General features: G+C 72.6%; 18 protein-coding genes and 1 pseudogene. 7 read left to right on the forward strand and 12 right to left on the reverse strand.

What is annotated here, in order from left to right; translation table 11 throughout:
- Window positions 1-74: 74 nt before the first annotated feature.
- Window positions 75-2,423 (forward strand): DEAD/DEAH box helicase, encoded by a 2,349-nt coding sequence (locus tag RBH18_RS21485; RefSeq protein WP_372338957.1) that lies wholly within the window; start codon window positions 75-77, stop codon window positions 2,421-2,423.
- An 81-nt stretch (window positions 2,424-2,504) separates the two neighbouring features.
- Here the strand turns inward: RBH18_RS21485 and RBH18_RS21490 are convergent.
- From RBH18_RS21490 to ssd, 8 genes and pseudogenes are all read right to left on the reverse strand, one after another.
- A pseudogene (locus RBH18_RS21490) lies at window positions 2,505-2,810 on the reverse strand (Rv3654c family TadE-like protein); the annotation flags it as partial.
- 149 nt (window positions 2,811-2,959) lie between these two features.
- Window positions 2,960-3,328, reverse strand: a complete 369-nt coding sequence (locus tag RBH18_RS21495; protein ID WP_306210525.1) for a TadE family type IV pilus minor pilin — start codon at window positions 3,326-3,328, stop codon at window positions 2,960-2,962.
- Window positions 3,325-3,627, reverse strand: a complete 303-nt coding sequence (locus tag RBH18_RS44150) for a DUF4244 domain-containing protein (RefSeq protein ID WP_372338958.1) — start codon at window positions 3,625-3,627, stop codon at window positions 3,325-3,327. The genes RBH18_RS21495 and RBH18_RS44150 overlap by 4 nt, the downstream gene beginning before the upstream one ends.
- Window positions 3,624-4,289: a type II secretion system F family protein gene (locus tag RBH18_RS21505; RefSeq protein WP_306210527.1), complete on the reverse strand. Its 666-nt coding sequence runs from the start codon at window positions 4,287-4,289 to the stop codon at window positions 3,624-3,626. Before RBH18_RS21505 ends, RBH18_RS44150 begins: the two co-directional genes overlap by 4 nt.
- Window positions 4,211-4,417, reverse strand: coding sequence for a hypothetical protein (locus tag RBH18_RS21510; protein ID WP_306210562.1), 207 nt, complete (start codon window positions 4,415-4,417; stop codon window positions 4,211-4,213). The genes RBH18_RS21505 and RBH18_RS21510 overlap by 79 nt, the downstream gene beginning before the upstream one ends.
- On the reverse strand, window positions 4,414-5,280 hold the full coding sequence (locus tag RBH18_RS21515; protein ID WP_306210529.1) for a hypothetical protein: 867 nt from the start codon (window positions 5,278-5,280) through the stop codon (window positions 4,414-4,416). The genes RBH18_RS21510 and RBH18_RS21515 overlap by 4 nt, the downstream gene beginning before the upstream one ends.
- On the reverse strand, window positions 5,277-6,449 hold the full coding sequence (locus tag RBH18_RS21520; protein ID WP_306210558.1) for a TadA family conjugal transfer-associated ATPase: 1,173 nt from the start codon (window positions 6,447-6,449) through the stop codon (window positions 5,277-5,279). Before RBH18_RS21520 ends, RBH18_RS21515 begins: the two co-directional genes overlap by 4 nt.
- A 92-nt stretch (window positions 6,450-6,541) precedes the next feature.
- On the reverse strand, window positions 6,542-7,591 hold the full coding sequence (ssd, locus tag RBH18_RS21525) for a septum site-determining protein Ssd (RefSeq protein ID WP_306210560.1): 1,050 nt from the start codon (window positions 7,589-7,591) through the stop codon (window positions 6,542-6,544).
- 350 nt (window positions 7,592-7,941) lie between these two features.
- Between ssd and RBH18_RS21530 the strand changes: the two genes are divergently transcribed.
- Both RBH18_RS21530 and RBH18_RS21535 read left to right on the forward strand, forming a co-directional pair.
- The gene (locus RBH18_RS21530; RefSeq protein ID WP_306210531.1) at window positions 7,942-8,295 is read left to right on the forward strand and encodes an STAS domain-containing protein; all 354 of its coding nucleotides are present in this window, start codon (window positions 7,942-7,944) and stop codon (window positions 8,293-8,295) included.
- 429 nt (window positions 8,296-8,724) lie between these two features.
- Window positions 8,725-9,531 carry an HAD family hydrolase gene (locus RBH18_RS21535; protein WP_306210533.1) on the forward strand — a complete coding sequence of 269 codons (807 nt, stop codon included), beginning with the start codon at window positions 8,725-8,727 and terminating at the stop codon, window positions 9,529-9,531.
- A 277-nt stretch (window positions 9,532-9,808) separates the two neighbouring features.
- On the opposite strand, the gene RBH18_RS21540 is transcribed toward RBH18_RS21535, so the two are convergent.
- Together RBH18_RS21540 and RBH18_RS21545 are read right to left on the reverse strand one after the other, a co-directional pair.
- Window positions 9,809-10,285 carry a PH domain-containing protein gene (locus RBH18_RS21540; protein WP_306210535.1) on the reverse strand — a complete coding sequence of 159 codons (477 nt, stop codon included), beginning with the start codon at window positions 10,283-10,285 and terminating at the stop codon, window positions 9,809-9,811.
- A gap of 18 nt (window positions 10,286-10,303) precedes the next feature.
- On the reverse strand, window positions 10,304-11,047 hold the full coding sequence (locus tag RBH18_RS21545; protein WP_306210537.1) for a Fic family protein: 744 nt from the start codon (window positions 11,045-11,047) through the stop codon (window positions 10,304-10,306).
- 200 nt (window positions 11,048-11,247) lie between these two features.
- Between RBH18_RS21545 and acs the strand changes: the two genes are divergently transcribed.
- The 4 genes from acs (at window position 11,248) to RBH18_RS21565 (ending at window position 17,224) form a co-directional block, all read left to right on the forward strand.
- Window positions 11,248-13,233: an acetate--CoA ligase gene (gene acs / locus RBH18_RS21550; protein WP_306210539.1), complete on the forward strand. Its 1,986-nt coding sequence runs from the start codon at window positions 11,248-11,250 to the stop codon at window positions 13,231-13,233.
- Between the two features lie 204 nt (window positions 13,234-13,437).
- The gene (locus RBH18_RS21555; protein WP_456237632.1) at window positions 13,438-15,807 is read left to right on the forward strand and encodes an immune inhibitor A domain-containing protein; all 2,370 of its coding nucleotides are present in this window, start codon (window positions 13,438-13,440) and stop codon (window positions 15,805-15,807) included.
- Window positions 15,808-15,916: 109 nt separating this feature from the next.
- Window positions 15,917-16,261: a hypothetical protein gene (locus tag RBH18_RS21560; protein WP_306210543.1), complete on the forward strand. Its 345-nt coding sequence runs from the start codon at window positions 15,917-15,919 to the stop codon at window positions 16,259-16,261.
- 42 nt (window positions 16,262-16,303) lie between these two features.
- The gene (locus tag RBH18_RS21565) at window positions 16,304-17,224 is read left to right on the forward strand and encodes an alpha/beta fold hydrolase (RefSeq protein ID WP_306210546.1); all 921 of its coding nucleotides are present in this window, start codon (window positions 16,304-16,306) and stop codon (window positions 17,222-17,224) included.
- A 219-nt stretch (window positions 17,225-17,443) separates the two neighbouring features.
- Here RBH18_RS21565 and RBH18_RS21570 read toward each other — a convergent pair whose 3' ends face one another.
- Both RBH18_RS21570 and RBH18_RS21575 read right to left on the reverse strand, forming a co-directional pair.
- Window positions 17,444-17,806 carry a hypothetical protein gene (locus RBH18_RS21570; protein WP_306210548.1) on the reverse strand — a complete coding sequence of 121 codons (363 nt, stop codon included), beginning with the start codon at window positions 17,804-17,806 and terminating at the stop codon, window positions 17,444-17,446.
- Window positions 17,799-19,295, reverse strand: coding sequence for an SseB family protein (locus RBH18_RS21575; RefSeq protein WP_306210550.1), 1,497 nt, complete (start codon window positions 19,293-19,295; stop codon window positions 17,799-17,801). Before RBH18_RS21575 ends, RBH18_RS21570 begins: the two co-directional genes overlap by 8 nt.
- Between the last annotated feature and the right edge of the window lie 104 nt (window positions 19,296-19,399).

The raw sequence follows: 19,399 nt of genomic DNA on the forward strand, positions 1-19,399 counted from the left end.
CCACCGTCCGTCTTCCCCGGCGCGTGGCACCCACCGTCGTACCCGTTTGGGGTTGGCGTCATACCGGTGTCAGAGTGCAGGACGTGACAACGACAGCCCGGGGTGTGCCCGCAGCCCGGCAGCCGCTGGGCGCGCTCGGCCCGGCCGAGTTGCTGCACCGGCTGCGCGCGGGCCGGACCAGCGCGGACGAGTCGCCGATCACCCATGTCGAGCACGTCGAGGCGCGCGTGGGACGCCCCGTGCCCTGGCCCTCGTGGGCTCCCGGAGAGCTGCGGGAGGCCTACGGCTTCGAGCCCTGGGCGCATCAGGCGGCCGCCGCGACCCTCGCCCACGAGGGCAAACATGTGGTGATTGCCACCGGCACGGCGTCGGGCAAGTCGCTCGCCTACCAATTGCCCGCGCTCAGCCGCCAGCTCGCCGACCCCCGGGCGACCGTCCTCTACATCTCCCCGACCAAGGCGCTCGCGGCGGACCAGTTGCGCTCGCTGCAACGCCTGGGCCTCGATGGCGTACGCCCGGCGACCTACGACGGCGATACCCCGCGCGAGGAGCGCGAGTGGATCCGGCAGCACTCCCGCTTCGTGCTGACGAACCCGGACATGGTGCACCACGGCATGCTGCCGAGTCACCAGAAGTGGGCCGTCTTCCTGCGTCACCTGGCCTACGTGGTGGTCGACGAGTGCCACGCCTACCGCGGCGTCTTCGGCTCCCACGTCGCGCACGTGCTGCGTCGCCTGCGCCGGATGGCGGCCCGTTACCACGGCAACCCCACCTTCGTCCTCGCCTCGGCCACCTCCGGCGACCCGGCCGGCGCCGCCTCCCGCCTGACCGGGCTGCCCGTGACCGCGGTGACCGACGACGCGTCGCCCCGGGGCGCGGTGACCTTCGCCCTGTGGGAGCCGCCTTTGCTGCCCGCGGAGGACCCCGAGCTGCCGCCGACCCGCCGCTCCGCCCTCAGCGAGACCGCCGACCTGCTGACCGACGCGGTGGTGGCCGGCACCCGCACGCTCGCCTTCGTCCGCTCCCGCCGCGGCGCCGAGGTCGTCGCCTCGATGACCCGCCACCAGCTGGACGAGGCGGTCCCGGGCCTGGGCAGCCGCGTCGCCGCCTACCGCGCGGGCTACCTCAAGGAGGACCGGCGGGCCATCGAGCGTGCCCTGCTCACCGGCGACCTGCTGGCCCTGGCCTCCACGAACGCCCTCGAGCTGGGCGTCGACCTGGCCGGCCTCGACGCGGTGCTCATCTGCGGCTATCCCGGCACCCGGGCCTCCCTGTGGCAGCAGGCGGGCCGGGCCGGGCGCGCCGGCGGCGAGGCGCTCGCCGTGCTGGTGGCCCGCGACGACCCGCTGGACACCTATCTCGTGCACCATCCCGAGGCGCTCTTCGGCCGGGGCGTCGAGGCGACGGTGCTGGACCCCGCCAACCCCTACGTCCTCGGGCCCCAGCTGTGCTGCGCAGCCGCCGAGGCCCCGCTCCGCCCCGCCGACCTCGAGCTCTTCGGCGGCGCCACGGCCCAGGCCGCGGTCGACGGGCTGGTCGCCTCGGGAGCCCTGCGCAAGCGCCCCACCGGCTGGTACTGGACGCACCAGGGCCGCCCCGACGTCGACCTGCGCGGCACGGGCGGCGCCCCGGTCGCCGTCGTCGAGTCCGCCACGGGCCGCCTGCTGGGCACGGTCGACCCCGGCTCCTCCCACGTCATGCTGCACACCGGCGCGGTCTACCTGCACCAGGGCGCCACCTATCTGGTGGACGACCTGGACCTCGAGGACGCGGTGGCGCTCGTCCACGCCGCGGACCCCGACTGGTCCACCCACGCCCGCGACGTCACGGACGTCTCCGTCGTCGCCGTCCGCGAGCGCCTCGACACCGGCCCGGTCAGCCTCTTCCTGGGCGACGTCGACGTCACCAGCCAGGTGGTCTCCTACCAGCGCCGGCGCCTGCGCACCGGCGAGGTGATCGACACCCACCAGCTCGACCTCCCGGCCCGCCAGCTCCGCACGGTCGCCGTCTGGTGGACCATCAGCCCCGGCGCCCTGCTGGCAGCCGGGGTCGAGCCCGCGGACGTCCCCGGCGCCCTGCATGCCGCCGAGCACGCCGCCATCGGCCTGCTGCCGCTCATGGCCACCTGTGACCGCTGGGACATCGGCGGCCTGTCCACAGCCGACCATCAGGACACCGACAGCCCGACGATCTTCGTCTACGACGGCCACCCCGGCGGGGCCGGCTTCGCCGAGCGGGCCCACGCCACGGCCCGCGCCTGGCTCGGCGCCACCCGTGAAGCCATCGCCACGTGCGTCTGCGACGCGGGCTGCCCGTCGTGCGTCCAGTCGCCGAAGTGCGGCAACGGCAACAACCCCCTGGACAAGGCCAAGGCGATCCACGTCCTGGACATCGTCCTCGCCCACCTCCCGCAGAGTCCCTGACCCGGCGCCGCCCTCCGCCACGGCGCCCGGAAACGTCACCGGACGGCCGGCAGCCGGCTGCGGCCCGGTACCCGGCGGAGTCACCGGGCCGGCTCGTGCCACCGCCCCGGCGCGACCGGTGTAGCCGGGCAGCTCGAGGTCCGTCTCGGCCGTGACCGTCAGCTCCCGGCCGTCGAGGGAGCAGCGCACCAGGCGGCCACCGTTCGCGGCGACCAGCTCGGCGGCGCGCGCACAGGCGGCGGGCTCGCCCTCGATCGCCCGGGCCGCCCCGGCGAGCGCTCCGAGGTCGGCCGCCGTGCGAGCCTCGTGCCGTGCCACCCGGGCGGCGCCGACGGCCGCTCCCGCCATGCCCGCGAACACCATGACCAGCCCCACCGCGAGCACCATGATCGTCGCCGACCCCCGGTCCCGGTCCCACGCTGCCTCCCGCCGTGCCGCCTCTTGCCACGCCACCTCCCGCCGCGCCGTCTCCCGGCCGGTCGGCCCCGACAGCGCCGGCTGCGGCTGCGGCTGCGGCTGGTCTTGTTCCGGGCTGGTCACGGCAGTGCTCCCGGCTCCCGGGCGGCCACGGCACGCCCCTCGACGGTGAGCTGCGGAAGCATGTCGCCGAGCAGCGGGACCGGAGCTCGCACGACAACGGCCACAGTGCCCTGCTCCACCGAGCTCGTCACCTCGATCCGCGCCCCGTCGGCAGCGATGCCGGCGGCGGCCTTGGCACCGGGGCCGCCGCGAGCCTCGATGAGGGCGCCTTCCCGGGCCGCGTCGGCGCAGCGGCCCTGGGCGACGACGGCGCAGACGGCGGTGAGCCCCGCGAGCAGGAGCAGCATGAGCGCCGGCAGCCCGGCGGCGAGCTCCACCGTGTAGGACCCCTGGTCGCCCGGCGCGGGCTGCCGGCGCGCGATCAATGCAGGGCCTCGCTGATCAGCTTGGTGAGCTGCGTGGCGATGGACGTGCTCTGGACGACTTTCAGCAGCACGGCAGCGAACGCGGCTGCCGCCATGGCGCCCACCGCGTATTCCACCGTGTGCGACCCGTCATCGGCCCCACGCGGGCCGACCAGCTGAGCGATCAATCGGTGCACGAAGAGTTGCTCCTCACTTCTCTCGCACGCCACCGCGAACGGCGACGTTTTTCGGGTGTCGCCTTTGGCCGGCGACGTTCTTTCGGGCGCCGCCGGGGACGGCGACACCTGGTGCTGGCTCACATCACGTCGCCGAGGACGGCGACCACGACCGGGACGAGCCCGGTGAGCAGAAAGGCGGGCAGGAAACACAGACCAAGCGGCAGCACGATGAGCACCCCGGCGCGCCGGGCGGACGCCTCCGCGGCGATCGCCCTGTCGGCGCGGAACTCGCCGGCCAGCCGCGTCAGCGCCCCGGCCAGCGCCGCCCCGCTGGCACTCGACCGCACCGCCGCCGCGATGAGCCGGTCGGCACCGCCCAGCGCGGCGAGGTGGGCCCACGCCTCCGGAGGATCGGCGCCGAGCCGCAGGGATCGGGCCACCCGGTCGAGCCGGTCGCTCAGCGGCCCGGACAGGGCCTCGGCCACGGCGGCCACCGCCCGCTCCACCGGGGCACCGGCCCGCAACGCGGCAGCCAGCAGCTCGGCCGCGAGCGGAAGGTCGGCCTCGGCCTGCTCGCGCGCCGCCCGCACGGCTGCGGGCTCCTGCCGGCGCAGGAAGCGCTCGGTCCCGTACGCCACCAGAGCGCCCAGCGCGATCCCCCACCACCGCCCCGAATACCAGGCGACGGCGGCCCCGCACAGCAGCGACACCACCAGCCGGTGCCTCATGCCGCCCGCCCCAGATCGTCGCGCGGCTGGGCGTGACCCGCGTCGGGCCGGCCAACGGTCCGTGCCAGCACGCACCCGGGAGGGACATCTCCCTCGTCGCCCCGCGCGAACAGCGCCGCCACACAGCACAGCCGGAACGGCACACGCACCGGTCCGCCGCCCGTGGCCGAGATCGCCACGGCCCCGCACGGATGCTCGATCATCGGGCCACCTCCCCGCCTGTGCCCCCGGCGAACCCGAGGCCTGTGGCATCAGCCAGCCGGAGGCCTGTGGAGTCGGCCAGCTGGAGGCCTGTGGAGTCGGCCGGCTGGAGGCCTGCGGCGCCGGCGAGCCGGAAGGCGCTCGTGGACGCCTCCCGCCCGTGGGCGATGTGGTTGGACCAGAGCAGACCGGTCACGTGCAGAGCCGCCGCGGTCAGCGCGCACGCCGCACCGACGGGCGTCCGCAGCAGAACGTGGACAGGGTCGGTCCCGAAGGCGCGACCGAGCCCCAGGCCGCCGAGGGGCATCACTCCGAGCAGCAGCGCCGTGACCCGCGCGCCGGCGGCCTCGGCCTGGGCCGCGGCCTGCGCCCGCCGGGCAGCCCGGGCGTCGGCCTCGACCCGGTCGAGCAGGTCGGCAGCCGGGGCCCCGGTGCGCTCGGCCAGGTGCTGCACGGCACCGAGAACGGCGCCGAGGCGGCTCGCGCCCACCACCCCGCCGGGGCTGGGCAGGGTGGCCCCGGCGCGCAGGTCGGCGGCGAGGGAGCTGAGTGCGTCGAGCTCGGCAAGCTGCTGCCGGGCCGCGCGGCGCCGCCGGAGGGCCAGGGTCGCGAAGTGCGCGCCCACCGCCGCATAGATCCCGGCCACGACGGCGGCCATCGGACCGCCCGTCGCCGCGGCCGGAGCCGCGGACGCCAGCGACGCGAGGACGGGGAAGCCCTTGGGCGCGCGCACGAGCAGCTGCTCGAGCTCCGGCCGCCGCCGGGGCGCCCGCGAGCGGGGACCGAGCCGACGCAGCCCGGACGGTGCCGGCCAGGCCACGACTCCCGCGGCGAGCAGCATCAGGACAGCGGCGAGGAGGGTCACGACCGGCCGCCCAGCACGGCCGGCACGGCGACGCCGCGCTCGGTGAGGAGCCGGACCAGCGTGGCGGATCCGGGCCCGGTGCCGCGGCCGCGCTGCCAGGCGGGCACGACGGTGACGAACCGCTCCTCGCCGGTTGCCAGCAGCACGCCGATCGAATCCAGATGGCGGCCCTGGTCGGTGCGGCGGAGCTGGAGGACGACCTGCAGCGCGGCGGCGACCTGCGCGTGGACGGCGGCCCGGGGCAGCCCGCCGAGCATGCCCAGCGCCTCCAGCCGGGCCGGGACGTCCGCCGGCGCATTGGCGTGGAGGGTGCCCGCACCGCCCTCGTGGCCGGTGTTGAGCGCGCCGAGCAGGTCGACGATCTCCGCGCCCCGGCACTCCCCGATCACCAGGCGGTCGGGGCGCATGCGGAGGGCCTGACGCACCAGGTCGGTGAGGCCGACCGCGCCGGCGCCCTCGACGTTCGCGGTGCGTGCCTGCAGGGTGATCGCGTGTGGGTGCACCGGCCGCAGCTCCGCAGCGTCCTCCACCAGCACGATGCGCTCGGTCGGCGGGACGAGGCCGAGCAGGGTGGCCAGCAGCGTCGTCTTGCCCGACCCGGTGCCCCCGGTGACCAGATAGGCCAGCCGCGCCGCGACCAGCGCCTCGAGCACCGGGGCGAGGGCGGGCGGCACCGTGCCCTGGGCGACCAGGTCGTCGAGGCCGAACGGCCGCTGCCGGAACGTCCGCAGCGACAGGTAGGGCCCCGCGGTGGCCACCGGAGGCAGGACGGCGTGCAGCCTGGTGCCGTCGGCCAGCCGCGCGTCCGCGAACGGCTGCCCCTCGTCGAGCCGCCGCCCGCACGCCGCGACCAGGCGCTGCGCCAGGCGGCGGACGTCGTCGGGAGCACCGATCCGCACGGCCGCGCGCTGCAGGCCGTGGCCCCGGTCGACCCACACCTGGTCGGCGTTGACCAGGACGTCGGTGACCTGGGGGTCGGCGAGCAGGGGCGCGAGCGGGCCGGCACCGACGAGCTGGTCCCGCACCCGGCCGGCGAGGCTGAGCACGGTAGTGTCGCCCAGCACCGCGGCGTCGGCCTCCTGCCGCACGGCGGTGACGAAGGCGGCCGGGGTCGCCTCCCCGTGCTCCTCGGCGATGTGGCGACGGACCCGCTCGGCCAGGGAGGGCATCCGCATGGTCACGGCGGCCGGGCCACCCTCGGCGCCGCCGTCGGACGAGTGCCGCGGCCGGGCAGTCGTCCGCCCACGCCGGCTCGGGGCGGTCATGCCACGGCCTCCGTCGCCCGGGAGGTGATCAGCGCCAGCAGCTCCCGGCAGCTGTCCGCGAACGGCCCGCGGCCGGTGGCGGCAGGCGGCTCCCGCCGCTCCACCGCGTCGCAGAGCGCCGGCTCGTGGCGCACCTGGGCGGCGAGCGGGAGTCTGAGCGTGCGGGCCACCTCGCGCGCAGTCACGGTGCTCGCCGCCGGATTGCCCCGCACCACGACCGACAGGGCGGCGCAGTGCAGGCGGACGGCAGCCGCGACGCGGCCCGCCGCGGCGACCGCCCGCAGGTCCGCCGGCACGATCAGGAAGGCCTCGTCGACGGACTGCAGGGCCAGGACGGCGGCGTCGTCGAGATGCCTCGGCAGGTCGACGACGGTGAGGTCACGCAGCCTGCGGGCGGCGGCGAGGGTCACCGCCATGACCTCACCGGGCACCCCCGGCAGGGCGTCGCGGGCGAAGGACAGCAGCACGAGGTCGCCGTCGGCGGGCAAGGAACCGAGCAGGGCGGACGGCTCGAACCCCGGACCGGCCTCGGCGAGAGCGGACCAGCGCAGACCGCTCATCCGCTCCCAGCCGAGGATCAGGTCGAGGCCGCCGCCGAGCGGGTCGGCGTCGAGCAGGAGCGTGCGCTGCCCCGACTTGACCGCCGTCACGGCCAGGCCCGCCGCGAGCGTGGAGGTGCCGGCCCCGCCACGGCCGCCGACGATCGCGACGGCGCGGCCCTGCGGTGCGGGGCCGGGCTGCTCGCCGAAGCGGTCCACGAGCCAGGGCTCCGCCTGGGGCAGCAGGGCGACGTGCTCGGCGCCGAGGGCCTGGGCCAGCTCCCACAGCGGCTCGAGCACCGCGCCGTAGCCCGCGACGATCAGCCTGTCGCGGCGGGGCAGACCGGCCCGGCCGCAGGCCGCCACCTGGTCGGCGCCGACGATCACCAGCGGCGCGGAGCGGTAGTGGGCGCGGGCGGCCGCCGGATCGGGGGCCACCTGGGCCTCGGCGCCACCGGCGGCGGCCAGGCGCAGCAGGTCGTCGAGCAGGTGCTGGTCACCGGTCACGAGCAGCGGCCGCCGGGTGGAGTGGGAGTGGGGGACGCGGTGCGCGTGGGCGGAGCGGTGCGTGGCAGGAACCGGGTCGGACGGGGACATCGGGCCTCCAGCGGAGCGGGGACGGCTGGTGAGGGCCCTACGGTGGCGGCACGCGGCGGTGGCGCTCAAGCCAAGATCGATAACCTGTGGACAGCGGCGCGGCCTGTGGACAACCGGCGCCCGGGGGCTTTGATCTGCTATGCGGAGCCGTGCAAATCCCCTCGGACCGGGCGTACGATGAGCGGTCCGGCGCTGGCAGGGGAAGACTGAACGGGCTCGGCGTTGGGTATGTTGGTGCCGACACGACCGATGGAGTTGGCATGGAGAACCCGATCCGCAGCACGTTCGAGGACGGCACCGCCTGCGTGTCCGTGCTGGGCGAGATCGACTACTCCAACGCCGACGAGGTCGCCCAGGGCATCCGCGACGCGCTGGGCAAGTGGTCGCCGGAGCGCGTCCAGATCGACCTCGGCGGCGCGACCTTCATCGACTCCACCGGGCTGGGCGCGCTGATCGAGGGCTACCGGGCCGCGACCGAGGCGGAGAGCCGCTTCGTGGTCGTCAACCCGAGCGACAGCTTCCGGCGCGTGCTTTCCGTGACCGGCCTCAGCGAGCTCTTCGGCATGCCCGACGACGATCACCCCGCCGGCCTGAGCCGGGCCACCGGCGCCTGATCCCGGTCAAGCGGGAAAGGCACGCCGGAGGGGCCGGAAATCCACGAAGTCCCCACGGTCCCGAGCCGAGCGGAAACAGGCCACGCAAAAGGCCGGACAGCTAAGGCGAAAAGCGCCGGCACCGCGCAAAACATGCCCGGGGAAGGAACGACCCCCGCCGGGGGCGACGGGGGTCGTCGAGATTCGGCTCCGGGGGGGTCGAGCCGAATCGCGCTCGGTGATCGCGGGGGGCGCAACCACCGAGAGACTGGCGCACGAACTGCGCGGCAAACGCGACCGCGACATCCCGCCACACCAGCAACATGAATCGCTGTCGCACCACAAGCATGCCTCAGCCGCGCGTCACCGTCGAGTACCCACCGTCACCGGATATGCGAGCACGGCACCATCGGGCGTGTTCCTCGCGCCGTACGGCTACACTTTCGGCCCGTGGGCCCCAGCGCCGCGTTCTTCGACCTCGACAAGACCGTCATCGCCAAGTCCAGCGCGCTGGCCTTCGGACGGCCGTTCTATCGCGATGGGCTGATCAGCCGCCGCGACGTGGTGAAGTCCGCCTATGCGCAGCTGATGTTCCGGCTGGGGGGCACCGACGAGCAGACCATGGCCCGCACCCGCGACTATCTCGCCGCGCTGTGCAAGGGCTGGCGGGTCGAGCAGGTCCAGCAGATCGTGGCGGAGACCCTCAACGAGCTCATCAACCCCTACGTGTACGCCGAGGCAGCCGCCCTGATCGCCGAGCACCAGGCGGCGGGGCGCGACGTGGTGCTGGTGTCGGCCTCCGGCGACGAAATGGTGCGCCCGATCGGCATGCTGCTCGGCGTCACCGACGTGATCGCCACCCGGATGCGAATAGTCGACGGGCGGTTCAGCGGCGAGGTCGAGTTCTATTCGGCCGGCCCCGCCAAGGTGGAGGGCGTCCGCAAGCTGGCGGCCGAGCGCGGATACGACCTGGACACCTGTTACGCCTATTCCGATTCGAGCAGCGACCTGCCGTTGCTGGAGGCGGTCGGGCACCCGAGCGCGGTCAATCCGGACCGGACCCTGCGGCGCGTGGCGATGGAGAAAGCGTGGCCCGTGCTGGAGTTCCGGCACCCGATTCCGGTGGGCCGCCGGCTGCGCGAGAAACCGGCCGTTCCGGTCGCCGCGGCGGCCCTCGGAGTCGGCGTCGGAGTGGCCATCGGCATCGCTGTCTACGGTCGGCACCGCAAGGCCAGAATGGCCGCCGCAAGCGTCTGACCATATGGTTTCCCCTGGCGGAGGCGCCGGGCGAGGCGTAGAAAGAAGGAGCGGAAGCCCCGAGCGGGCACCGTGCGCGGCCACCGGGAACCCACGCGCGATCAGCCACGGCAGGCACGTTGCGACGGGACCCTCCGGATGCCGGAAGGACTGCCGACAACGACTCAGGTGCACGCCTGATAACCCGGTCGGACGCGCTAGCGGCGGCGCCTCGAACGCGAGGCGCCGTCCTTACATTGGGCAGCGCCGCACGGAGTCGCCGCCGCGGGCGGGCAGCTCAGGAGGACGCCGCGGCCAGGTGCCGGTCGCGCAGCTCGTGATAGACCTCGCGGAAGACGTGCGGCCGCCGGTGGAAGTCGATCCCCTGCGCGAAGAGCTCGGTGTTGACGTACGACCCGTCGCGCCGCTCGATCAGCACGGTCAGCCCGCCCTCGATCTCGAAGCGGCCGATCTTGTTGGTGTGCCGGTGCAGCCGGACGTGCGCGATCTCGTCCCAGCGCAGCGTGCGTGAGCGCAGCAGCCCCCGGATCTGCAGCCCGGCCGGCCGCACGTAGACGCCCATCTCGAGGATCCGCCACCCGGCCACGACCCAGACCGCCGCCGTCACCATCGCCAGCACGTGCAGGCCGGCGCCGCTGATGCCGAAGAGGTCCACGCTGGCCCAGGCGAGCAGCCCGAACGCCACCGCCTCCCAGCCGATCACCAGCCAGCGGCCGGATCCGGGCGAGTAGGGCCGGTTCCAGTCGTCGTCCATCGACCAAAAATAGAACGCTCACCCGGCAGCCGGGGACAGAACCTCATCGCCGATCCGGACGATTTCGTCGGCACCTTCGGCCACCGCCGCCGCGTAGTGCTTCAGCCAGGACCGGACGCCGTCGGGGGTGCCCGTCGCGTACGCCCCGGCGGAGCCCACATATTCGGGCTCGCGGGCGAGGTGTCCCTCCTCCACGCCGACCAGGCCCCGGGCGTCGAAGCCGCGGGAGACGAGGGTGAGCCGGGCGGCCGCACGGGCGACGACTCCGGCCGGGCCGGCGAACGGGCGCAGGGTGAGCAGCTCGGCATGCACGATCGCGGCGAGCAGCAGCGGAGGCGTGCGCTCGTTGCCGGCGACGAGGCCGGCCAGCGCGTCGATCCGCTCCGCCCCGGAGGTGAGCCGGCCGAGGGCGGGCTCGGCCACGGAACCCCGGGCGGCGAGCATGTGCAGCCGCGCGAGCACCTGACGCGGCGCCCGGGGCCAGAGGTCGACGAGCCCGCCGAGCGCCTCGGAGACGCGGAGGGCACCTTGCACCACCGGGTCGGTGACGGTGCCCGCACGTACCTCGGAAAGGTCGTGCCGGTGCTCCTCCAGGGCCGCACTCGCGACGGCCGCCCGGAGCCCCACCTCGGCCGCGACCTGGCCGCCGTGGCGGCGCAGCGCCCGGTGCCGCAGGGCCGCGTCGACCCGGGCCCGGGCCTCGGCGAAGGCGTCGGCGACGCCGGGGAGATCGAGCAGCGGTGCCAGCGGATCGTTCGTCACGGGGACTACGGTAGCGGGAAAAAGTCCCGAAACATGTGCTGCGCAAAGTGGCGTGGAAGTGGCAAGATTCGCGCAGTACCGATCACGACAGGCCCGGTCGGCGCGCATGGTCCCCCACTCGGCGCGCCCTGGCTCGCAGGCCTCGCCGCCCTGCCGGGGCGCCACTAGTGTGCAGAAAAAAGAGCAGAGGAGCCGCCCTCATGAGCAAGTCGCTGGAGAACCTCTATTCGGAGACGCGGCAGTTCCCGCCGCCCGCCGATCTCGCCGCGAACGCCAACGTGAAGGCCGAGGCTTACGACCGGGCCGCCGGCGACCGTGAGGCGTTCTGGGCGCAGCAGGCGGACCGTCTGGCCTGGGCCAAGAAGTGGGACCAGGTGCTCGACTGGTCGAACCCGCCGTTCGCGAAGTGGTTCGTCGGCGGCGAGCTGAACATCGCCTACAACTGCGTGGACCGGCACGTCGAAGCCGGCCACGGCGACAAGGTGGCCATCCACTGGGAGGGCGAGCCCGGCGACACGCGGACCATCACCTACGCCGACCTGCTCACCAGCGTCAGCCAGGCGGCCAACACGCTGACCGAGCTCGGCGTCACGGCCGGCGACCGGGTCGCGATCTATCTGCCGATGATCCCGGAAGCCGCGGTCGCCATGCTGGCCTGCGCCCGGATCGGCGCCCTGCACAGCGTCGTCTTCGGCGGCTTCTCCGTGGACGCGCTCGCCACGCGCATCCAGGACGCGGACGCCAAGCTCGTCATCACGGCCGACGGGGGCTACCGCCGCGGCAAGCCCTCCGCGCTCAAGCCGACCGTCGACGAGGCCGTCGCCCAGTGCCCCAGCATCGAGCACGTGCTGGTCGTCCGGCGTACGGGGGAAGAGGTCGCCTGGGGCGAGAAGGACCTGTGGTGGCACGAGACGGTCGAGCAGGCGGAGCGTACGCACCAGCCGCGCGCCTTCGACGCCGAGCACCCGCTCTTCATCCTCTACACGTCGGGCACCACCGGTAAGCCGAAGGGCATCCTGCACACCACCGGCGGCTACCTGACCCAGACGTCGTACACCTACAACGCGGTCTTCGACCACAAGCCGGAGACCGACGTCTACTGGTGCACCGCCGACATCGGCTGGGTGACCGGGCACTCCTACATCGTCTACGGCCCGCTCTCCAACGGCGCCACCCAGGTCATGTACGAGGGCACGCCGGACACCCCGCACCGCGGCCGCTTCTGGGAGATCGTCGACAAGTACAAGGTGACGATCCTCTACACCGCCCCGACGCTCATCCGCACGATGATGAAGTGGGGCGACGACATCCCCGCGAAGTACGACCTGTCGTCGCTGCGCGTGCTCGGCAGCGTGGGCGAGCCGATCAACCCCGAGGCCTGGATCTGGTACCGCAAGAACGTCGGCCACGAGAACACCCCGGTCGTCGACACCTGGTGGCAGACCGAGACCGGCTCGATCATGATCTCGCCCCTGCCGGGCGTGACCAGCACGAAGCCCGGCTCGGCCATGACGCCGCTGCCCGGCATCGCCGCCGACGTCGTCGATGACGAGGCGACGTCCGTACCCAACGGGGGCGGGGGTTTCCTGGTCCTCAAGGAGCCGTGGCCGTCGATGCTGCGCACGATCTGGGGCGACGACAAGCGATTCATCGACACCTACTGGTCGCGCTTCGGCAAGGGGGCCGGCACCGGCGACGACTGGATCTACTTCGCGGGCGACGGCGCCAAGAAGGACGAGGACGGCGCGCTGTGGCTGCTCGGCCGGGTCGACGACGTCATGCTCGTGTCCGGCCACAACATCTCGACGACCGAGGTGGAGTCGGCGCTGGTGTCGCACCCGTCGGTCGCGGAGGCCGCGGTGGTCGGCGCCACGGACCCGACGACCGGTCAGGCGATTGTGGCGTTCACCATTCCGCGGGGCAATGTGGACACCGAGGGCGACGCGGGTGAGCAACTGATCCAGGATCTGCGCACCCATGTGGCGAAGAAGCTCGGGCCGATCGCGAAGCCGCGGCAGATCATGCTCGTCCCGGAACTGCCCAAGACCCGCTCCGGCAAGATCATGCGGCGCCTGCTCCGCGACGTGGCCGAGCGCCGCTCGCTGGGCGACGTGACGACCCTTCAGGACTCGACGGTCATGGACCTCATCTCCTCCGGGATGCAGTCGGCAAAGCCGGAGGACTGACGCAAAAAGGGACGTGGAGGGGTGTTGCCCAGAGACACCTCTCCATGTCGTTGCGCGCACATTAATTCACTCACACCACTTCCATGCATCTCCAATTTTGCATACGTTCACCTCTGGCCCCGAACACGGGACCAACGCACACCGGCCCGCTGCACCCAGCGATCCGGGAACGTCGACGGAGGTACGTACGTGCGCAAGGTAGTCGTGGGACTACTCGGCGCTGCCATGGTGACCAGTGTCGGAATCTCGCTTCCGACCGTGGCTCAGGCGGCGCCGCCGGTGGAGCCCACCACGGCAGCCAGCAAGGCCCCGAAGGTGGACGACAAGGTCAACCCGGTCGAGGCCAAGCGTCGTGAGCTGCGCGAAGAGGCCGTCCAGGGCGTACTCTCCGGCAAGTTCAAGACGGAGAAGCGCAACGGCAGCACCGTCACGAAGGTCGGCAAGACCCGAGGTGACGGTTACGGCAACCGCAAGAACAAGAATTCCGCGGGCAAGGACCAGTACGTCGAGCTCAGCAACGAGCGCACCGACAAGATCTTCGTGATCCTGGCCGAGTTCGGCAACGAGCGTCACCCGAACTATCCCGATGTGGACAGCGACCCGGACACTCCGGGGCCCGTCACCTTCGACGGTCCGCTGCACAACTCGATTCCCGCCCCGGATCGCACCAAGGACAACAGCACGATCTGGCAGGCGGACTACAGCAAGGAACACTACGAGCAGCTGTACTTCGGCGAGGGCAAGGGCGTCGAGTCGCTGAAGACCTACTACGAGACGCAGTCCTCGGGGCGCTACAGCGTCGAGGGTGAGGTCTCGGACTGGGTCAAGGTGCCCTACAACGAGGCCCGCTACGGCCGGGACTGCGACATCAACGGCGTCTGCAGCGACACCAACACGTGGGCGCTGATCACCGACGCGGTCAACCAGTGGGTGGCGGAGCGCAAGGCCGCCGGGCGTACGGACGCGCAGATCAAGTCCGAGATCGCCGAGTTCGACCAGTGGGACCGCAACGACTACGACGGCGACGGCGACTTCAACGAGCCCGACGGTTACATCGACCACTTCCAGATCGTCCACGCCGGCGGCGACCAGGCCGACGGTGACCCGTACCAGGGTGAGGACGCCATCTGGGCGCACCGCTGGAACGCGTACCTGAACGACGTCGGTGTCACCGGCCCGTCCTACAACCTGTACGGCGGCCAGCAGGTCGGCAACACGGGCATCTGGATCTCGGACTACACGATCCAGGCCGAGAACGGCGGCATGAGCGTCTTCGCCCACGAGTACGGGCACGACCTCGGCCTGCCGGACGACTACGACACCGCGGTCAGCGGCAACGCCAACCCCGAGTTCTGGACGCTCATGGCCCAGAACCGGCTCAGCGCGCTGAACGAGCCGATCGGCGTCCGCCCGGGTGACCTCGGTGCCTGGCAGAAGCTGCAGCTCGGCTGGCTGGACTACGAGATCGTCGTCGCGGGTCAGAAGAAGACCCTCGACCTCGGTCCCCAGGAGTACAACACCAAGAAGGCCCAGGCCGCCGTCGTCGTCCTGCCCGACAAGGAAGTGACGACGGAGCTCGGCGCGCCCTTCGCCGGAACCAAGCAGTACTTCTCCGGCAACGACGACGGGCTGAACACCACGCTGACCAAGACGGTCGACCTCGCCGGCAAGACCACGGCGGCGCTCGACCTCAAGGGCCGGTACGAGATCGAGGAGGGGTACGACTACCTCTACTTCGAGGCGTCGACGGACGGCACCACGTGGACCGCGCTCAACGGCACGGTCAACGGCCAGCCCCTCGGCACCGACGGTGGGCAGAACCCGCGGCCGGCCATCAGCGGCTCCAGCGGCGGCGCCTGGCAGGACATCCACATCCCGCTCGACGCGTACGCCGGGAAGAGCGTGCAGGTCCGCCTGCACTACCTGACCGACGGCGGCGTCTCCGCCGGTGGCTTCTTCGGCGACAACCTCACCATCACGGCGAACGGCACCGCGATCTCCACCGACGGCGCCGAGGCCACCCCGGCCTGGACCGCCGACGGGTTCAGCATCGTCGAGGCGTCGAGCACGGCGACGTACGACAACTTCTACATCGCGGGCAACCGCAGCTACGTGTCGTACGACAAGTACCTGAAGACCGGCCCGTACAACTTCGGCTGGCCGACCACCCGCCCCGACTGGGTCGAGAAGTTCCCGCTCCAGCAGGGCCTGCTCATCTCCTACTGGGACACCTCCCAGAAGGACAACAACGTCAACGTCCACCCGGGTCAGGGCCGCAACCTCATCATCGACGCGCACCCGGCGCCGATCTACAACATCGAGGGCACGCCCTGGCGGTCGCGCATCCAGACGTACGACGCGCCGTTCAGCCTCACCAAGGCCGACTCGTTCACGCTGCACGTCAACGGCAAGGCCAGCTACATCCGGGGCCAGGCCGCGCAGTCGACGTTCGACGACACCAAGAAGTACTGGTACTCCGAGATCCCGTGGGCCGGCGTCAAGCTGCCCGCCGTCGGGGTCAAGATCAAGGTTGCCGAGCAGAACGGCACCTCGATGAAGGTCAAGTTCTCCTGATCTTCGGGTTTTCGGCGCCCGGGAGCTTCGGCTCCCGGGCGTTTCCCTTTTCCGGGAACCCTTCCGCCTCGCGCACGGTCTCATCGGAGTGAAGTTCATCGGTGCTCTCTTGCTCATCGCCCTGACGGCGTGCGCGTCGCCCACCACCCCAGCGGCCCCGGCTCCCGCCTCGTCGGGCATTTCGGTCCCGCCACTGCCCTCCGGCATCGCGAAAACTCCCACGGACAAGATCGCCGACCCCGGCTGGACCGAGGGCTGGATCGTCCGGGGCGGCACAGGACCCTGCTACGGGCTGCTCGACCTGGACGGGAAGCCGTACGCCATGTACTCGGACGAGGGCCTGACCCTGGCGAAGGGCGATCACGTGCGGGTGCGCGTCATCCCGTCCCGCCTGCGCATCGACTGCGGGGAGGGCGAGCCCGTACGCCTCGAGGTGCTCGAGCACGTCTCGTAACCGTAATGTCCGAAGGTGCCGCATACCCGTACCCTGGGTCGCATGACTTCCCAGGTGGACGAGTCGTGCGTGCTGACCGAGGGCCCCTGGACCCATCGGTTCGTCGGCGCCAACGGCAGCCGGTTCCACGTCGTCGAGGCCGGCACCGGGCCGCTCGTGCTGCTGCTGCACGGCTTCCCCGAGTTCTGGTGGGCGTGGCACGATGTGCTGCCCCGCATCGCGGACGCCGGCTTCCGCGCCGTCGCGATCGACCTTCGCGGCTACGGCGCCAGTGACAAGCCGCCGCGCGGCTACGACGGCTACACGATGGCCGCCGACGTCACCGGCCTCATCCGCGCGCTCGGGGAGCGCTCCGCCATGATCGTCGGCGCCGGCGTGGGCGGCATGATCGGCTGGGCCGCCGCCGCCTTCCACCCCAAGATGGTGAACAGGCTCGTCGTCCTCGGCGCCGCCCACCCCCTGCGGCTGCGCGCCGCGCTCTTCGCCGACCCGCGCGGGCAGCTCGCCGCCAGCCGCGCCATCCTCAAGTTCCAGGTGCCGCGCTACGAGCACGTGCTCACGCGCGACGACGCGGCCGAGGTGGGTGCGCTGGTCGAGCACTGGGCCGGTCCCGCTTGGCGAGACACCGACGAGTACGCGGACTATGCCGCCCGATGCCGCGAGGCCATGCGGATTCCGCAGGCGGCGTTCTGCTCGCTGGAGGCGTACAGGTGGGTGTTCCGGTCGGCGCTGCGGCTCCAGGGATACCGTTTCGTCAAACTCATGCAGCAGCCGATCACCACGCCGACGCTGCAGATGCATGGGGCGCTGGACACCGCCGTGCTGCCCCGCACGGCGCAGGGGTCGGGGCGTTACGTCATCGCCCCGTACGAGTGGCGGCTGATCGACGACGTCGGCCACTTCCTGCACCAAGAGGCGACCGACGTGGTGACCGGGGAAATCCTGCGCTGGATCAAGTCCTGAGCCGCGGGCTCCGACCACCCTGTTCTCGCCGGCTACCGTGCGTCCTTCAGCCGGCTGTTCTCGCCGCTTACCGTGCATCCTTCGGCCGTCTGTTCTCGCCGGCTACCGTGCATCCTTCGGCCGTCTGTTCTCCCCGCGCTCAGCGGTCGTTCGCGGCTTCGTCGGGCGGTGCGTCAGGCGCGATGCTCGTGACGTTCGGCGACTGCGTCGGGCGGTGCGTCAGACGCGGTGTTCGTAGAGTTCGGTGACTTCGTTGGCGGGGGCCCAGCCCTGGTAGACGCCGAAGTCAAACTCCTCGAGGCCCAGCGCCCGCGCCACCGGGGCCCGGCCGCCCGTGTACTCGACGCGAAGCCAGGCGTCGACCTCGGCGAGCACGATGAAGGGCTGGCCGCGCCACGAGCAGGTCGTCCGCACGTACGTGAGATCGGCGAACTCGCCCGGGCGCAGCACCCGCACGAACCGGCCGGGGCGGACCTCCTCGAAGCCCTCGCCGCCCTCGGGCGCGTAGATCCGGACGTTGTCGCCGTCGGGCGCGGCATCGTATTCGCGCCCTTGCCACGTCACGACGTACCCGTCACGCATCCTGCTCTCCCACCTTGCGCCAGCCCGGGGCATCGCCGTCGAAGACCGCCACGAGACGCTCGCCGCCGTCGGCATCCATCCGCCACAGCTGGGTGTCGTGCGGCAGCCGGACGCTGTCCACCTTGAACTCGGCGATCACGTCCCGGCCCTCGCCCGGCGCGAACCCGTTGCCACGGAACGGCGCGCGCTCGATCACCCAGCCGTCCATGGCGCGCAGCGCCGGCTCGTTCTGGCCGCCGTACGGGATGCGGTAGAGGCTCGGCCGGTGCGCCGGCCAGCGGAGCACGAACGCCTCCTTGGCGTCGGCCTGGTACGGCGAGTCGTCGTGCACCAGCCCGAGCGCGGCGAACAGCTCCGCCGGCGTCTTCAGGTGCTCGACCTCGGCCGCTCGGTGGACAAATCCGGCAACCCGGTCGTAGCCGCGCTCCAGATAGAAGTCGACCTGCTCCGGCGGCACCGTCTTCTGCATGGTCGTCGGACGTGCTTCGATCTCGCCCGCCGGCGGAAGCGCCACGGCGGCGTCACCGAGCATCTCGTCGGTCTCGCCGCCCAGCCCGGCCTCGGTGGCCCAGCTGGCGAGGGCGATCACCTGCGGACCGGGGTACTTCGCGCCGACCGCGGTGCCCGGGTTGACCGCGAACGACCAGGCCGGGTCGGGCCAGTTGCGGATCAGCTCGACGAACCGCACCGCCACGGTGCGGGTGGGCTCGGCATAGTGGTCGCCCAGCCTGTCCCGGCTCGTGAAGACCACCAGGAACCGCTCGCCGTCCATCTCCTCGGTCTGGAACGCGAACCCCGCCTCACCGGGCGAGCTGCCGGGCCGCGAGTTGTGCGCCACGGGCACGAGCACCGTCGCGAGCAGCAGCGTCGACAGGAACGAGTCGGTGCTGTGCTCGATCGACGCCTGGTGCAGGTCGCGCTCCACCTCGTTGGCGGGCACGAAGTCGTCGGCCGGCGGCTGGACCGGCGCGGTGTAGCCGGTGCTCCAGCTGGATCCCGCGTTCGACTGCTGCGCGCCGCCGGAACCGGGGATGACCGGCGGGGCGATGGTCGGCTGCGCGGTCCGGAAGGCACCCGAGTTGCCCGCGAAGGCAGTCGTCGGGAAGGCGCCCGTCGCACCACCCGCCAGCCGAGGCGCGGACGTCTGCGTCGTGGGGCCCGGCAGCGTCAGCCGCGACGTGACCGCCGGGTCGGCCGCGGTGGGCGGTACGTCGATCGGGCCGTCGGCCTCCTGCCCGGCGGACGCGCCGGCCTCGCCCTTCGCGGCAAGTGCCTGCGCCGCCGCGGCCATGGACGGCGGCCGCTCCGACGGCGGCGTCACCTGCCGGCGCGGGAGCGGGCTGCCCGGGCCGCCCTGCTCGGCCGGCGGCTGGGCCAGAGGCTGCTGGGCCAGGGGCTGCTGCGCCGGCGACCGCTGAGCCAAGGGCTGCTCGGCCGGGGGCTGCTGCGCCGGGGACTGCTGGGGCTCCGGCCGGCGGATCTGCGCCAACGGGCGAGTCTGCCCCGCATCGGTGAACGCCGTGCTTGCGCCGGCGGCACCCAGCAGGCTGATTCACCGGCAGGGTGGGCGCCCGTGCCCACCCTGCCGCCTTT

This window comes from Actinoplanes oryzae (genome assembly GCF_030757795.1).
In the GTDB taxonomy this organism is placed as follows: Bacteria; Actinomycetota; Actinomycetes; order Mycobacteriales; family Micromonosporaceae; genus Actinoplanes.

Excerpts from the sequence above, each read along its gene's own strand:
- RBH18_RS21565 (WP_306210546.1), top strand. The coding sequence starts at position 16,304 with ATGACTTCCCAGGTGGACGAGTCGTGCGTGCTGACCGAGGGCCCCTGG.
- RBH18_RS21520 (WP_306210558.1), bottom strand. The coding sequence starts at position 6,449 with ATGCCCTCCCTGGCCGAGCGGGTCCGTCGCCACATCGCCGAGGAGCAC.
- RBH18_RS21540 (WP_306210535.1), bottom strand. The coding sequence starts at position 10,285 with ATGGACGACGACTGGAACCGGCCCTACTCGCCCGGATCCGGCCGCTGG.
- RBH18_RS21570 (WP_306210548.1), bottom strand. The coding sequence starts at position 17,806 with ATGCGTGACGGGTACGTCGTGACGTGGCAAGGGCGCGAATACGATGCC.
- acs (WP_306210539.1), top strand. The coding sequence starts at position 11,248 with ATGAGCAAGTCGCTGGAGAACCTCTATTCGGAGACGCGGCAGTTCCCG.
- RBH18_RS21510 (WP_306210562.1), bottom strand. The coding sequence starts at position 4,417 with ATGATCGAGCATCCGTGCGGGGCCGTGGCGATCTCGGCCACGGGCGGC.
- RBH18_RS21530 (WP_306210531.1), top strand. The coding sequence starts at position 7,942 with ATGGAGAACCCGATCCGCAGCACGTTCGAGGACGGCACCGCCTGCGTG.